Source organism: Pseudomonas syringae pv. tomato str. DC3000 (genome assembly GCF_000007805.1).
In the GTDB taxonomy this organism is placed as follows: domain Bacteria; phylum Pseudomonadota; class Gammaproteobacteria; order Pseudomonadales; family Pseudomonadaceae; genus Aquipseudomonas; species Aquipseudomonas avellanae.
This window is the reverse complement of record NC_004578.1, coordinates 5,389,113-5,404,130: the sequence shown is the minus strand read 5'-3', so window position 1 is coordinate 5,404,130 and position 15,018 is coordinate 5,389,113. Positions and strand designations below refer to the sequence as shown.

General features: G+C 52.0%; 15 protein-coding genes. 8 read left to right on the top strand and 7 right to left on the bottom strand.

Annotation, left to right across the window (positions count from 1 at the left end):
• Positions 1-12: 12 nt before the first annotated feature.
• Positions 13-1,566 (top strand): IS66-like element ISPsy5 family transposase, encoded by a 1,554-nt coding sequence (locus tag PSPTO_RS24645; protein ID WP_003409202.1) that lies wholly within the window; start codon positions 13-15, stop codon positions 1,564-1,566.
• Between the two features lie 488 nt (positions 1,567-2,054).
• Here the strand turns inward: PSPTO_RS24645 and PSPTO_RS24640 are convergent, their stop codons facing one another.
• The 5 genes from PSPTO_RS24640 to PSPTO_RS24620 all read right to left on the bottom strand — a co-directional run bounded on the left by PSPTO_RS24640 (position 2,055) and on the right by PSPTO_RS24620 (position 7,831).
• Complete coding sequence (locus PSPTO_RS24640) at positions 2,055-2,879, bottom strand: hypothetical protein (protein WP_046463619.1); 825 nt, start codon at positions 2,877-2,879, stop codon at positions 2,055-2,057.
• A gap of 688 nt (positions 2,880-3,567) precedes the next feature.
• Positions 3,568-4,350, bottom strand: a complete 783-nt coding sequence (locus tag PSPTO_RS24635) for a PP2C family serine/threonine-protein phosphatase (protein WP_011105162.1) — start codon at positions 4,348-4,350, stop codon at positions 3,568-3,570.
• Between the two features lie 3 nt (positions 4,351-4,353).
• Positions 4,354-5,028, bottom strand: coding sequence for a vWA domain-containing protein (locus tag PSPTO_RS24630; protein WP_011105161.1), 675 nt, complete (start codon positions 5,026-5,028; stop codon positions 4,354-4,356).
• 32 nt (positions 5,029-5,060) lie between these two features.
• Positions 5,061-7,070, bottom strand: coding sequence for a hypothetical protein (locus PSPTO_RS24625; RefSeq protein WP_046463617.1), 2,010 nt, complete (start codon positions 7,068-7,070; stop codon positions 5,061-5,063).
• A gap of 356 nt (positions 7,071-7,426) precedes the next feature.
• Positions 7,427-7,831 carry a helix-turn-helix domain-containing protein gene (locus PSPTO_RS24620; RefSeq protein ID WP_226992661.1) on the bottom strand — a complete coding sequence of 135 codons (405 nt, stop codon included), beginning with the start codon at positions 7,829-7,831 and terminating at the stop codon, positions 7,427-7,429.
• A 307-nt stretch (positions 7,832-8,138) separates the two neighbouring features.
• On the opposite strand from PSPTO_RS24620, the gene PSPTO_RS24615 reads away from it, so the two are divergent.
• The 6 genes from PSPTO_RS24615 (at position 8,139) to PSPTO_RS24590 (ending at position 11,333) form a co-directional block, all read left to right on the top strand.
• Positions 8,139-8,888, top strand: a complete 750-nt coding sequence (locus PSPTO_RS24615) for a metallophosphoesterase (protein ID WP_046463616.1) — start codon at positions 8,139-8,141, stop codon at positions 8,886-8,888.
• 14 nt (positions 8,889-8,902) lie between these two features.
• Positions 8,903-9,211, top strand: a complete 309-nt coding sequence (locus PSPTO_RS24610; RefSeq protein ID WP_046463615.1) for a hypothetical protein — start codon at positions 8,903-8,905, stop codon at positions 9,209-9,211.
• Between the two features lie 87 nt (positions 9,212-9,298).
• Complete coding sequence (locus PSPTO_RS24605) at positions 9,299-9,796, top strand: hypothetical protein (protein WP_046463614.1); 498 nt, start codon at positions 9,299-9,301, stop codon at positions 9,794-9,796.
• 16 nt (positions 9,797-9,812) lie between these two features.
• On the top strand, positions 9,813-10,133 hold the full coding sequence (locus PSPTO_RS24600) for a hypothetical protein (RefSeq protein ID WP_046463613.1): 321 nt from the start codon (positions 9,813-9,815) through the stop codon (positions 10,131-10,133).
• Between the two features lie 41 nt (positions 10,134-10,174).
• Complete coding sequence (locus tag PSPTO_RS24595; protein WP_046463612.1) at positions 10,175-10,804, top strand: HAD family hydrolase; 630 nt, start codon at positions 10,175-10,177, stop codon at positions 10,802-10,804.
• A gap of 292 nt (positions 10,805-11,096) precedes the next feature.
• The gene (locus tag PSPTO_RS24590) at positions 11,097-11,333 is read left to right on the top strand and encodes a hypothetical protein (RefSeq protein WP_046463611.1); all 237 of its coding nucleotides are present in this window, start codon (positions 11,097-11,099) and stop codon (positions 11,331-11,333) included.
• A 313-nt stretch (positions 11,334-11,646) separates the two neighbouring features.
• Here the strand turns inward: PSPTO_RS24590 and PSPTO_RS24585 are convergent, their stop codons facing one another.
• On the bottom strand, positions 11,647-12,021 hold the full coding sequence (locus PSPTO_RS24585) for a histone-like nucleoid-structuring protein, MvaT/MvaU family (protein WP_011105154.1): 375 nt from the start codon (positions 12,019-12,021) through the stop codon (positions 11,647-11,649).
• Positions 12,022-12,206: 185 nt separating this feature from the next.
• On the opposite strand from PSPTO_RS24585, the gene PSPTO_RS24580 reads away from it, so the two are divergent.
• On the top strand, positions 12,207-13,052 hold the full coding sequence (locus PSPTO_RS24580) for an AbiJ-NTD4 domain-containing protein (RefSeq protein WP_011105153.1): 846 nt from the start codon (positions 12,207-12,209) through the stop codon (positions 13,050-13,052).
• Positions 13,053-13,855: 803 nt separating this feature from the next.
• Here PSPTO_RS24580 and PSPTO_RS24575 read toward each other — a convergent pair.
• Complete coding sequence (locus PSPTO_RS24575) at positions 13,856-14,947, bottom strand: TauD/TfdA family dioxygenase (protein ID WP_011105152.1); 1,092 nt, start codon at positions 14,945-14,947, stop codon at positions 13,856-13,858.
• Between the last annotated feature and the right edge of the window lie 71 nt (positions 14,948-15,018).

The following is a 15,018-nucleotide window of genomic DNA, read 5'->3' as shown; positions in this document are numbered from 1 at the left end:
ATAATCCAGGGCATGCGACCATTGCCCGACAACCTTCCTGACGATCCCGTATTGCTCAAACAGATGCTGCTTGAGAGCTACGAAGCACGCTCGCGCGAACAGGAAGTTAAAGACGCCTACGCCACTCACATCGTTGATCTCAAAGAGCAGATCAAGCTGCTGCGTGACCGTATTTTTGGTCGAAAGTCCGAACAAACCGTCGAGCCTAATACCCCTCAACTTGCCTTGTTCAATGAACCTGAAAGCGAGCCTATGCTCCCGGTCGGCGATGCTGATGAGGAAGTAGTTGCTCCTGCGCCACGCCGTGGCAAGCGCAAGCCACTGTCGGCTGATCTGCCGCGCATTGAAGTCATCCACGAGCTGCCCGAACACGAACTGACCTGTGCCTGCGGTTGCCGCAAGCATGTCGTCAGCGAGGAAACCAGCGAGCAACTGGATATCGTGCCGATGCAGATTCGGGTGATCAAACACATCCGCAAAGTCTACGGCTGTCGTGGCTGTGAGTCGGCACCGGTCACAGCCGGCAAGCCTGCGCAGTTGATTGAAAAGAGCATGGCCAGCCCCAGCGTGTTGGCCATGCTGCTGACCACCAAGTATGTCGACGGCTTGCCGCTGCATCGTTTTGAAACGGTGCTAAGCCGACATGGCATAGAAATCCCGCGTCAAACGTTGGCCCGCTGGATTATCCAGTGCGGCGAACATTTGCAGCCGCTGTTAAATCTGATGCGTGATCGATTGCTGGAAAGCCCGGTCATCCACTGTGACGAAACCCGCGTTCAGGTACTGAAAGAACCAGATCGAGACCCGACCAGCCAATCCTGGATGTGGGTACAGGCCAGCGGGCCTCCAGATCATAAAGTCGTATTGTTCGACTACACTTCCAGCCGCGCGCAGGACGTACCGTTACGGCTGCTGGAAAGTTATCGCGGCTATGTGATGACTGATGATTACGCGGGCTATAACGCGCTGGCGTTACAACCGGGCGTGGAGCGCTTGGCGTGTATGGCCCATGCGCGGCGCAAATTTGTCGAAGCACAAAAAGTGCAACCTAAAGGCAAGACCGGGCGTGCCGATATCGCGCTGACGATGATCAATAAGCTGTACGGTATCGAGCGCGAATTGAAAGACGGCAGCGACGAACAGCGCTTTACCGGTCGGCAGGAGAAAAGCCTGCCAATCTTGGCTCAGTTGAAAAGCTGGCTGGATAAAACTCAGTCCCACGTGACGCCGCAAAGCGTGCTGGGCAAGGCAGTTGGTTATCTGGCGAATAACTGGAGTCGGCTGAAGCGTTACGTGGAAGCCGGCTTTTTACCGATCGACAACAACCCGGCAGAGCGCGCAATAAAGCCGTTTGTTATTGGGCGCAAAGCCTGGCTGTTCAGCGACACGCCTAAAGGCGCCACCGCCAGTGCACAGATCTATAGCTTGGTCGAGACCGCCAAGGTCAACGGCCAGGAGCCCTATACGTGGCTGCGCCACGTACTGGAGAGGTTGCCACTTGCGCAGTCGGTGGCCGACTATGAGGCGTTGCTGCCGTGGAACTGCTCACCGGAAATGCCAAGATAAACGGAAGCCGCATCTGATGGTAGGTGTGGTTGGTGGATCGCTTACGGTGCTTCAGATCGAAGAGATAGCAAGGGCTCGGTGAACTCTGTTCCTCTTGGATGTATTACAGAGTGAGATCGTAGCGTGGGAGCTTGAGGTTTTACTCAACCACTCTGAATTCTCCCTTCCCACCCCGATAACGGCTGGCTGTAAGTCAGCCGTGCTTGCATACCGTATCTCCTCTCTCGCCTACCCAAACGCAGTCCTTGACCGGCAGGAGTCGACTCGAAGCAGCCGCTAGGGGTGGGCAACTCGCGGTCGAAGAAACTCCCTGTAACGGAGTAATGGAGTGATTACTGTTGGTAGGGGTCGCCACCGACTTCAACACGTGCCTTTGCTCACTTGAAGACTAAACGCTGAAGAGTGTACTTTCGCAGGAGCCGTATTGGAGGAAAGCGCGACACTGAATAAAATATTTCCTGAATGCTACTATGACGTTGAAGCAAAATTTAGTAGCTGTACCGGAAAGGCACTTTAGAATCGAGACCATAACGCTCCAAGTGCAATATCATATCCGCGATACGGCCCATGTCCAAAAATTCCAGTCGTCGCGAGTTCCCAGTCAGTACAATACCAACAGGGATGGATTGAATACCTAACAATCTGTATTCTTGGGTGAGAACTGGAGCCCCGCTGAAGCCAATAAGATCTGTTCCCTTCCAGTTAAGTTTATCAAGCGCCTTGCGATCTAAATAGTGCGCGTCATTGGAATAGTACCCCCAGAGGAAACGGCGTTGAGTCCGTGCTTTGCCATCCAAGATTTCAGCCTCTGTTGTAGAGTCTTTCGGATAGCCTATAACACGAAGTTTTGTTCTGAGGCTGATTTTCTCAAAAAATGATTTGTACCACTGTGGATTATTTATGACTAAAGCTCTACGCCTTAGAGTCTCCTCCTGTTTTAATGTTAAATCTGCCTCAACCATATAAACCAGAGCGTCTTCATGCGCCCCAGGTTTGTTTTTGTCTCCGTGTGCGACATTTATAAAGCCTTCAAATCTCACGTCTTCACTGACTATAGGAGACTTTAGGCTGGTCTCATAAGCTACCTTTAGCAGAGGAAAGTCTTCTATCTCTCCGCTGTAGCCGCCTTGCTCTAAACAATGAAGAGCAGTGACATAGTAATATCGAACGCCGTCTGCAAGCCTGCAAAAAAAGCCTGTACCGTTTAAAAAAGGGTAGTCTGGAGCATTTTTGTCTATGAGAATATTTGGGGCGATAGCTGCCCAAGGTATCGTGCACTCTCTATTTGTGTAATTTCTTCCAGCGAAATACATTACCTATCTCACTAAGGTTACTTGAATAATCGTTTCCATAGGGCTTCAGATTGCCTAATGAGCGCGCCAAAAGTCAACGCCCTGATTCGTGCTTGGTTTTGCAGGCAGACGTAATGCATGCCTTCTTGCCGATTTTTGCCTTTTCCACCGCCTGCGGTGGTTGGTGAGTCCCCTCTCGACCTATCCTGTTGGAAAAGTCAGGCGTGGTTTTCACGGCAGAAAAGCGCGCGTCTGAGCTCGAATCTAGAACCCGCGCAGAGGCATCGGCCTCGGATTTTACGTGGTAACGTACTAAGAGGCTTTTTCATCCATTAGTATTCTCGCAGTGTGAGAAAATCGACTGTTTTCAACGGATCGACACGAAGCGGCCTCTCACCATGAGGGGAGAAAGCTAACGCCACACTCATTATTCGAGAATCGGCTCTGGGCAGTTGACCACTACAATGTTGCCGCTGATGCGATTTTGACCCAGGCTGCCGGAATTCATTGGCCTACCCAAATATTCAGTGAACCAAGTCTTCGCGCGGAATTTCAAATGCCGCATATAGGTCAGTCAAAATCAGCAACTTGGGTCAAAATCTTTTCAGCGCCAACATGCCCTGAAAGCTACTTGGTCGCAGGGTGCCCCATGTGGGCTATTCCGGCACCACGGGATGTGCAGTCTATGCCTAAACTGCAGCGGCCATCTTTACTTAGTGCCATCTGGAGTGAGCGCCAGGACTCCAATCGAACAATCGTCTGCTGATTTGACAGCAAAAGTTTTTTCCAAGTTGCCGGCCAAGACGTCTCTCATAGCTTTAGGAGTCGCGGTGCTGCACCAAGCGATAATTTTCCGTACCGCCGATGTTGCGGGTAATTTATCAAATCGTCGATACAAGCTCTCTGCTGTACCGTCGCTCATGATCACAAAGCCTGAGTCTGCTCCGCTTTCTCCACGATACAGCCGAAAGTGGCTATGTACGGTCGAGTCCGTCATGAAGAATGTCGTATTGGCGTACTCGCCATTATCTGGGTGCGATAGGACGACAATCTCGCCATCAGTTCGCTGCTGAACAATGCATCCATCACCCACGTGGCCTGCAAGGTACCGGCCTTTGGAGTGGGCAACGAACAGCAGGGTGCAGGCCAAGTCAGGAACTTCGCACTGCATTTTTATGGCCTGACTCTCCAGCGCTACTTTGCAGTGAGCGAGGAGCCTCTCAGACGCTTGAGAAGGCTTCACCTCGGAAAGCGCCCAAATCTCTTCGAACCCATCAACCAGCGCGCGTGAAACTGCTCTGACGACTACGCGAGCTCCATCGGCTGAGTACGCTCGCGAGCCAGCACCATCGGCCAAGGCGATGCATGCAATGTCACGCTCTATGCGGGCCGCAGCATAATCCTGGCATGGCATATCACTTTTCAGGTGCGCCCGCCCGGTGATCTGCCCGCACGAAGCTCGGTAGGAGTAGCGGCGATCCGCATCACTCATGTCTTAGACCTGACCCCAAGCATCGATACCAGCCTTGTCCAGTATTACGGTTTCACCAGGCGTGGATTGCGATACGCGAGATACGCTGCGGCTCAGCCAGAGAAAAAACTCTTTGAAGTTAAGGCCCTTCAAACGCAGAGGAGGGCGGCCAGGCGAGAGCATTCCAAGGATATCGAGGTTGGCAGCGGTACCAATCGCAATTGGAAAGACTGTCAGCTTCTTGCTTTCGCACATTTCACGAATACGCTCGCTAGCGCGGGTGATGTCGTCGGTAGGCTCGCCATCGGTCATCACAACCATCCAAGGCTGATAGTAATCAACCCCTGCTCGTTGATAGTCGCCTTTACGTACTTCGAGCAGATCGAGCGCAAGATTTACACCTTGCCCCATGGAGGTGGTGCCCTCGGCTATTAGGGCGGGTACGTCTTGGCGCTCGATCGCCATGAAGTCGACTGTTCTTTTTGCCTCACTGCCAAAGGTAACGATGCTGATTTCAGCGGCATACTGCGCTACTTCGTCCTCACGGATCGCTTGGTAGAACATGTTTACCCCAGCCTGTAGTTCTCGAATCGGTTCTCCAGCCATGGAGCCGCTGACATCAAGAACGAGGCAAATGGGAACCCTGGCAGTTGGGTTATCTACCAAGTCTTCTTGACTGAGAATGTATTCTTCCTGCATGTGCGATCTCCTACGTTTCTAATCATCGAGAGTTATTTGAAGAATGCGCGCCAGAGCATGTTGAAGAGTTCAGCTACTTTGGACTTTCGCTTGCGGTTGTATGGTTGCGACCGGGGTGTGGAACTAATCTGGCCGTGGGGTGGGACAGTTGAGTGTGGACGAGGACTCAGGGGCGTACGTTGCTGGGCCTGGCCCTGTGGCTGTGTTTGCCGTGGCTGTGGTGTCTGTACGGTACGAGCCTGTACGGGCTGAGCTTGGCGAGACAACTGTGGTTTGGCTGCTGGTGGGGCAGGGACTGCGCGGGGCGCGATTAACGGCTGTGCACTTGGAAGGATTGGGGCGGGTCGTCCTTGGTTGTTTCTTTCAGCCTGTTGACCTTCCTTATAACTCTCTTCGGCCATGCGCTTGAGTCTGTGCTTTCTATGGCAGTCCTGACACCAAACCTTGCGGCCTCGTTTCGCCTGGTTCTCGGCATATTTCTTCGACGCAGTGATTGTCGTGTTGCATTTTCCGCAAGCGACCCTTATCGGATCTCTAATAAAAAAATATGATGTTGGGAAGATTTCGTTTCCTAGGTATTTTTTCTCCACGGAAAATCGATAACGACTTAACAAACCAACCCAGTCATCAATCGAAATTCGGTCGTCGTCGCGGAAGGTACGATGGAATGCTACACGGACATCCTTTTTCAGGTGATTCCAAATCGTTTCCCACGATCCTTGCGGAGTGTTTTCGCCAGAGGAGTTTTCCTGGTCATCAAAGTCCCGGTATGGAAATTTCTTCGCTCTGATATTTTCCGACGGCGACCCTCCGCCTTGCTGAGAATAGGGAGGTTTACCAGGAAACAAAATCATGAACAGCATCGTTGCCACAGCGAAGAGCTCATGCTCCTTGGTGCGCATGAACGTTCCGTAGTTAACGCCCTGGATTTCAGGCGCAGTAAAATTGACAGTACCTACAGGGCATGGAAATCCCTCAATCTGGAAACTGTCGGTATCAACCATCCACAGCTTGGTGCTGTCTTGAGTAACGAGTAGGTTCTGGGCATTAATGTCACCTACCAAGATATTCAATTTATGAAGAAAACGGATGTGCTCTAAGAACGCTAGGCAAACATTGAGAAGGTCAATGCGGCCCCATGAGGGGAATGTTTTCAGCAGCACCGGTTTGACGAACATCGCTGCAAACATCGTCTTTCCTTGCGCCTTGGGCATGAGGTATCCGACAAACTCAGAATGCTGGTTGAGAACGCAATCCGTGGGCCAGCAGATGCCGTCGCGGCTGATCTTACGGGTCACCATCAGCTCAATCTTGCTGCGTTTGAGCGAGGTCAGCTTTTCCGTGTGGTAGATTTTGCAAACCAAGGAGGGCGTGTCAGTTTCATAAATGACGCCTTCACCCCCTTGGCTTATCTTGATACCTAAACTTACCCGTTTTCCAGCCGGTGTCACGACGGTGTCGCCTGTGCGAGGAAGCACCTTAGCGATTAGAGGTATATCTGAAGCGCTTATGGGGGTTTTATGTACCGTAAACGGTGCTAGGGGAGCGAGCACAGGTTTTGGTGCTTCGACTTTAGCTGTAGACGCAGGTTGGTTTCTGGGTGGCCACTTATGACAGGAAACGCCATTGGTTTTTGCTTGGCTCATCAGATGATCGTCGCAGGTCACGATGGTCATGCCATATTGACTGGCAACCTCGACTAATCGAGTACCGGCAGTCTGAGCGCTGAATCGCTGTCGCTTGAAAATGAGGGCCGGCGCACCGTCAAACTTGAACTCAGCAAGCAGATCACCTTGCTGAAGGGGAGCGCCGGCAGGGAACTGCTTAACCTCTTGTGCTCGACCACCCTCGATCTGTTTAAGTACGCGCTCAGCGTTTTTACCCTGCTCGGTAGGCTGGGCCCTTTGATCATTCAAAACGGTGATCGCTTCAGCGAGCAGCACTGGCAGATTGTGCTTGTCGCGAATTCTCGAAATGATGTCTGGATGAGCAAGCAGCACTCCAGTGTCAATCAGCACTCTTCGACTTTTTTGATCCGTCATAAGCCTTAACACATGGCGCGATTGGGGGTCTTTGGGACTGCAGCCTTACCAAACCCTCAGAGCAAGAGCCAGTTGCGCACACTTGGCTAGCATTGGGAGTCCGATCACCCGTAACGCAGTTTGACAGCCATGTTCTCGCTAGGCAGTGGCACTGTCAAATCGTTGTCCTCGTTGTGGCTGAAGGATTTCAGGGGGGGCGGTGGCTAAGCCCTGTCTACAGAGTGATTCGGGACAAAGCTCTCTGCCAAGCGCCGTGCGTCATCCCTCACGCGATTTTGACCGCAATGGCTTGGTCAAAGAGCGAGTGTTGAGAAATCCGTTCACGCCAGCTCTTTAAGCATTCGTGGCCCTAGGCGTTACCAATGGCGTGCAGCGGTCGATTTTGCAATCCCCATCAGTCGAGAGATTTCTGCCTTGGTGTGCCCAAGCGCTTTCAGGCGCTGTACTTCATTGCGCACTTTTTCTGCCTCAATGATTCTCGGGTGCACAGCGGGCTGGTCATCGATAGCGATTGGCCGCAAAAGTCCTTCGACAGATTCAAGCTCCCGACGGACGCGCTCCAATAGCTCCGCCGGCGGAATCTGCTCGCTAGCTCCCCATGTGAGAGCGATCAAAGAAAGTGGGTGCACGTTTAAGTGCGCGGCGATCTCTTCCAGTCTCTCCAGCGTGACACTAGATTCGCCCCTTTCCAGCCGACTGATGTGGGATTGCGAAACACCGCCTTCAAAGTCAGCTTGAAGAACGGAGCTGTGGCGGCGCACGAACCGCAAAGCTGAGGCAAACGCTATTCGGAGCATGAGCGAACGAGACCAGTAAATCGGACTATATGCCGCGTTTGCATGGTTCGACTCAAACCCGTATATTCATACGCGAAAGCAGAGCTGTCCGCTCATAAGTCCACAGTCGACCATTGAGGCGTGGCGAGTCTGTCAGTCCAGCTGGTACATGGCTCAATATTTCGATAAAGCCTCGCGTATCTAGCTTGGTGGACGAAAGCCCTCTGCCTAGCATCAATATATTGGGAAAGTCTTCTAGGCCTTCCCTCAACCGAGAGTTGGAGACCTGCTGTTGAAAGTCCGCATCTACTCCGACCTCCACCTAGAGATCGACGCTGCACCTGGCTTGATACCAGGAAACGCGAGCGATGGTGCTGATCTCGTGATCCTTGGAGGCGACATCCACACAAAAGGACGAGGAGTAGCATGGGCCCAGGAGGTATTCAATGTCCCGGTCATTTATGTGTGTGGAAACCACGAGTTTTACAAAGGTCACATCGACCGAACCCTAATGTCTATGAAGCAGCTCGCGGCAGGCAGCAATGTGCATGTTCTTGAAAATGAGTCTTTCCAGATAGATAAGGTGCGCTTTTTGGGGGCCACAGCTTGGACAGATTTCGCAACAGGTGAAAGCGTGTACCAAGCGTCCCAGGAGGCAAGGCGAGGCATGAATGACTTTCGCTTGATCCGTGCAGGCGAGGGTTACCGCGCATTGAGCATCAGTGATGTGATCAGTCGAAATCATCGAACTTACGAGTGGCTCAAGGAAGAGCTCGCCATGGAGTTCGATGGTCAGACCATTGTCATCACTCATCATTGCCCGTTGGTCAATTACTGTGGCCCAGAGCAGGGCTCACCGCTAATGCCTGCTTATTCAAATGATTGGCCAGAACTCGTTCGTCAGGCTGATGTGTGGGTCTTTGGGCACACGCACAGTCATGTCGATGTCATGGTGGAAGGATGCCGACTCATTAGTAACCCTAGAGGTTATCCAGGTGAGAGTTGCGGCTTTGCCAATGACTTTGTGGTCGATATTAACTAGTTGATTGGATTGAGATGCATAAGTATCTAGAATTGCTAGCTGAAGCTGCTAATCAAGATTTCAAGCGTGTAGTGACCGGTTTTTTGCTGGACGCACGTCCTAGGGACGGAGGGTTTCGAGGGGCGATATTTAACGACCGCCTAAATCGCTTCGAGGACGGTGAATCATTTACGACCAGCACTATTGTAGAGACATACCAAGAACGCGGGTACACGGTGTTGTTGACGGAAAGCGGATCCTGCTACGTGATCGTCAGCCATCTGCTGTTCATTGAAGATGTTGTAGCTGGCGTGCCGCACACAATGATCCTTCGAGCCAGTTGATGCCGGACTGCCAAATACTCAGTTAAACGAAAGATAAACTATCTCGATATCGCCAGATTTTAGTCCAGCACTGCTTAAGGAAAATGCATGTCTGACCTCAAGAAAATGACAGTGGTTGTGAAAAATTTCAATTTGCGGGCCTCCGGAGATATCGATGCGCTCTACAGTCGTGTCAGACTTGAGGATGAAGAGGGAAAAACGTTCTACTTTAAAGAGGTGGTGGTACCAAAATATCTATCTGACAAAGGAGCGCTCCGTACAGATACCCCGAGAACTTGGTTTTTTAAACACCTTGGGAAGAAATCGATCATTGTTGTCGCGTTCGAGAATATACACGGTAAGGTCGAGTATGACCTCGGTGATATGCGGCTCATAGTCAGGTCGACTGTCATTAAAGGGGTTTTGTATTCGCTCGGATCAATCCCTGGAGGATTCATTGCGGCGACTGCTACATTCGGTCTAGGCCTTGCGCTAATTCCATGGGGACTTTGGTACGGCTATCAAAACATCTTCAAGGTTCCGGCCATGCTAAGTCAAAAACGGCTCTTAGAGGACTTTTCTAAGTATGGGGTTGTCGTTAAATAACGAGGAGTCTAACTGAATGCGCTCGTCGACTAATGTCAAGGTACCGCCGAAAGTGATGGATGCGTTACAGGTTGATTTTGCAGTGGCAATTACTGGGTATATTAATGAGCCCGAAATCGTAGATTTTTCACTGGTAGGGAGCATCTACTTTGACCACAAAGACCGTTTCCTGAATGGCCGGTTGATCAGGACATCCGACGTTTCAGAGTTCCTGGAGCGTTCAGGCTATCTTCTGGCATTCACGCTGACGCTAAGCGTTTACGTCCTGATCGCCCCCGACCCTAGTCTGTCGGGGCTGCCCATGGGTGACGAATACGCACATCCTGCGAAGTCCTAAGACCCTGTGTTCAGATAATGATCATGTAGCAGGAGCAACCAATGAGTTATCGAGCAGTGCTAGTTGATGCGTTCGGCACAATCCTTCGAATTCGATCTGCCTCGCATCCATATCGCAGTCTATTGAAAGAAGGGCTGCGGAACGGTAGGCATCCTAGGCCAGGTGATATTCGAACGATCATGACGTTTGATGGCGACCTCCCTCAGGCCGCCGAGCTTCTTCAGATCACGGTTCTGCCACGGCGGCTTACTCAGATCCAAGATGCCCTGACTCGTGAGGTTCAAAGCATTGAGGCTTTCCCTGACGCGGTTGAAGCCATTCAAGCCTTGCAGGCACAACACGTGCGGGTGGGGGTCTGCAGCAATCTTGCTGCGCCGTATGGGACTGCTCTGAAGCGTCTTTTTCCAACGCTGGACGCTTATGCACTGAGTTACGAAATCGGAGCGCTCAAGCCGGATCCAGTAATGTACCGCACCGCCTGTAGACTGCTCGGAGGGGGCATTGGCGAACGGTTTAGTGATGAGCGCATTGCAATGGTGGGTGACTCACTGCGCTGTGACTGCTTCGGCCCAAGGGCTGTTGGAATCAATGGACTGCACCTTGACCGATCTGGCGCTGGAAAAATTACTGACCTGACGGATTTTGCCTCATTGATCCTCGCCGACTGGTAGTCTCACAGAGCCCGTGTTCTTGAGTTTTCATGGCAGTGTAAACCCAATTTGTAGCTTGTTAACCTCATAGGTTTACAACGCAAAAATTTGGTTTACAGGCCTGACTCATCGCAGGATCGTTCGAAATCTGAATGGGAAAAAGTCGAACATACCGCTTACCGCTATACAAAACTTGGGCTTTTAGCATTCGATTGGTTATGTAACGCATTCTGATTATCTCGAATAGATCCTACGTGATCTCCATTGCCAGCTAGTCTGGGAAACAATTGAAGCATAAAGGAAGGATGCCGTGATGCCAGACACTCAAACTCGTGAGGCGCAAGAAACCCTCGTCGCTATTCTTAGCACCGCTGCATCTGCCGGCATGGATCTCGAACTGCTTTGTCTCCTCGCGGCGGAGGAGCTCGACAGTCATGAGGACTCCGGTATCGTGAATCCTTATAGCGCCGGTGCAATTAACCAGCTTGGTTTATGTATGAGGTATGTTCTAGAACCGCATAGTACACTTGGCGGAGAGCCAAATCGCTAAGCGGGCGGATGGGTAGAGATCCTTAACGTGTTAATTTTTAAGTCCTAATGGTGAGTTCGTTATCGATGATGAGTTTCGCGGTGCTTTGTGTCGCTCGGAGCAGATTGGACTTGCGTTCTTCAGTTGGGTTGGTCACTGCCTCATAACTACAATCGATTCAGATCTTCGATGGTATTGCGAAGTTACGAGCTCTATATGGCCTCGGCTGTGGCTGATAACCAAGGCTCATGCATTTGAAGGAGAAAGTCACTTTAACGATGCACGCACAAACAAAAGGCCCTCATGGAGGGCCTTTGCTCGTACCCAGCGTAATTTACTTGGCGAGCCACGACTCAACAACTTCCGAACCATGCTCGCTTTTCCACGCCTTCAGCAGCTTGTGATTGCCACCTTTGGTCTCAACAATCTCACCGCTATGCGGGTTCTTGTAGACCTTCAGCTCGCGTGCCTTGCGAGTACCTTTCTCTGGCGACGCCTGCGGTGCTGACTTGCCGCGTTTCGCAGCTGTAGGATCCAGCAGGCTAATCACGTCACGCAAGCTGTAGCCATACTCGCCAAGCAAGCCACGCAGTTTGGTCTCAAACTCCATTTCGGCTTGCAAGCCAGAGTCATTTTTCATGGCATCTAACTCGGCGAGCTGCGCAGCGAGCTGTTGTTCGAGTTTTCGGTATTCAGCGAGACGAGACATTCGAGTTCCTATGGGTTTGGTGACGCAGTTCGTCACATAGTAGGTGATGATCGCGCTCTGGTCATCTCTCATCACGTACCGCCAGGCGCTCTAGATTGTGCCTCTGCTAAAGCGAATAGCTCGGTGGACAGATAATGGGATTGAACGTAGCTTGCCAGTACACAGGTACGATGGAGTAGGTGGCTATGAGGGACTCATTTTCTAAGCGCAATGGATTCGCTAACGCTGTTGAAGCCGAGATCACAGTCAGGGAGGACGCGCCCGAGGAGCTGCGAGGCTATCTCGTACAGCTCTGTTATGAATGCGGATTGAAGCCGAGTGACTTGCGAGCCATCCTGTGCAAGGCGCTAAAAAAACAACCTGACCAGAACAATTGGAGTGAGTTTCCCAACGTAGATTGGGAGGTCAACGGTCTATTGAGTGAATGCAAATGGTACAAGGTTTACGACGTCATTGAGCGCATTCAGCATCATTTAGGTGAGCGTAATTACAGCTCTGACATCTACGAGCATTTCCACACGGAACTGAATGAATATTTCGTCGAGAACGGCATCGGGTGGCAGGTAGCAGATGGCCATGTTGAGATCCGGGGGCCCGAGTCATTTGAAGTCATTGTGCGCCATGCGCGGAAAACTGAGCATGACTATGGTCATGTCACCGCCAGCAAAGAGTTACATGAAGCTATAGGTGACCTTTCGCGTCGTCCCAATCCAGATCCAACAGGCGCCATTCAGCACGCCATGGCATCACTGGAGTGCGTCGCTCGGCAGGTGACAGGGGACGTTAAGGCTAACCTTGGCGACATCATGAAAAGGCACGGCACCATCATTCCAGCGCCGCTGGATCAAGCGGTAGTCAAGGCTTGGGGATACGCATCTGAAAATGGTCGTCACATACGAGAAGGACGAGAACCTTCGTTCAATGAGGCAGAACTTATCGTTGGGCTCTGTGCATCTCTAGGCACCTATTTGATTAAGAATGCCCAGTTGGCTGAGTCGAACCAAGGGGATACTGAGTGGGATGCATTCTAGATGCATACGCATCGTCAGTTAGGCCTCTGTATCCTGGATACTTGCAGGTCATGCACAGCCTCTAAAAAACTGATTACGTTGGAGGCGAGAGCTGGCTGGGTATCTCACAGGGAGTGGAGCCTGAGTTTCATCTTCCGTAACTGACATCGTCGGTCGTTTTTGACGTGTTCCACTCCGGCTCTTGGCCAAGACTTTGAAGGCTGATGGATCCTGCCCCGCCAGGGGCTGAGGGGATCGGCCTTTTAGGCCGTCAGGCCGTACTGCTCTTCTTGAAATCAAAAATAGCTTAGGTGACTTGTTACCTTGATACGGATAAGTCCGTTGGCTTTATTCTCGTTTCGGACAACATGGACAAAACGCCGCTACGACTTGTCACTGGTCTTTGATCAGCTAGCGGTCTGGGGCTGCTCTCACTCGACCTGTAGCAGGGCCTGCCCAAGCGCTTGGAGCGCGTCAACCAGCCGCGCATCTTCTCGGCCCTCGTCAGGGGCTGGCGAGTAGTGCAGGGTTGCGGGGATGTTGGATGAAGGTTGTCGCGAGTATTTCCAATCGCAGCTTGCCCTGCATCGGTTGTAAATACGGTGGAAGGGGCATGGTGGCCAAAGACATCATCCAGGCAATGAATGGCTTGCCTTCGGTGGAAACTGTATGCCTGTTCAGCGACGTGTGCTGCTTTACAAGGAAAAACGTCTGATGATTTTCTCGCCGGCGAGCTAGCTCGCTGCGCCGGTTGAGGTTGAGCCTTAGAGAGGTAATCCCCCGAGAACTGTGTAACTGGCACTGCCGAGATGCCGTCGTTATATCTACGGATACAGCATGAAAGCGCTGCCGTCATGCCACTGGCTAGGATCGATATCCGTGATGTCTAGCCCGTAGGTACGTAGCAGCCAGCGTGTTTGCTGACCGTGGTCACTTCCAGGCTCACTGCGACCGTGAAGCGCGATCCGATTGTTTACGAGGGCGATATCACCTGGTTGCAGAGCCACAGGGATCGCACAGTCAGCACATGCGTGCTTCAAGGCGTCCATTGCCTCCTGAGCGGATTTGTGGCCGATATCTGCAATCTGCGTGGTGCTGTGGCTGAACCTGATCCACCAGCTCTCATTCATTTGGAAAAGAAGCTGCGCATCATCGACATCAAGTTGGTCGCCCAGGATGTCTACCATTCCATCCTGGAAGGTCAGCTGCGAACCAATGATGTACTGGGGCTTCTGGAGCTCATCGATATGCTCTTGGCTCAATCGCGCCATGAGGTGGTCGAGGGGCATCACTGTAGTCGGAACTTGCCTCGGGTTACGCAGTGCCGACAAGCACACAAAGTCTGGAGAAGGTGCAATGCGGTCGTTCCCGGGATCGCGATACCCTCGCAGCGGGAAGGTCACGCCATCAGTGTGCCCGCTCATCTTGTCCGCCGATTTGACCGTGAATTTACCTCGGCCAGGCGGGAACACCACTAAGTTCACGAACAGGTCGCCTCCGTTCTCGGAGCCATAGGAAACCGTGGCGGAATTGATAGCCGCAAGACACGCGATCGCAGTTACTCGGGCAATGACAGTTCCTTCTGCTTCAGGCACCGGGCAAAAATCAGTGGGGGTATCGGGTAGGTCATCTGGTTGGAATATTCCCTCCAGCTTCAGGCAAGGCTGTGCCCATGCAAAGGTTTGCATCTCTGCACAGCTGCTGCCCCGGCTGATCAGCTCACGTTCGATCGCTGGCTGCAGCTCAAGCCCCAGATCGCCAGGCCGCGCCAAGTACTCAAGCGCCTGCTCAAAGGTCAAGTTCGCTCGCCATTTGCTGACGGCGACACGCACTGCTTCTGAAAAGATTGCCTGGATCAATTGTGTCCCTACACCCGCGAGTGATATAAAAGTGATGTACGCCAGCGTGATTCTCACGCACGATCCTACTAGCGACCAAATCTGTCTATGAAAATGCCTAAGCTTCAGCCTGCCGATTATCTCCAAGG